Below are 280 nucleotides of genomic sequence, written 5' to 3'. Positions count from 1 at the left end.
ATTAAGAGTCAACTGCTCTACCAACTGAGCTAACAGCCCGAAATCGGGGCGCGAATTATGACCCGATCCGCTCGGTGGGTGCAAGCACTTTTTTCAACGTGGTTGAAACCAGCACTGCGGGGCCCGCTCCTGCTGCAGATCCACGCCAAACGGGTTCTGCAACGCGTGATCCATCGGAACGATGGGAGTCACACCTATAAGAAAAAAGCCACCTGGCGTACCAGGTGGCTTCTGTCTTGGTGGGCCGTCAAGGATTCGAACCTTGGACCTATTGATTAAG

The organism is Stenotrophomonas sp. HMSC10F07, from assembly GCF_001807895.1.
Taxonomy (GTDB): Bacteria; Pseudomonadota; Gammaproteobacteria; order Xanthomonadales; family Xanthomonadaceae; genus Stenotrophomonas; species Stenotrophomonas sepilia.
This window is presented reverse-complemented; position numbering follows the sequence as displayed.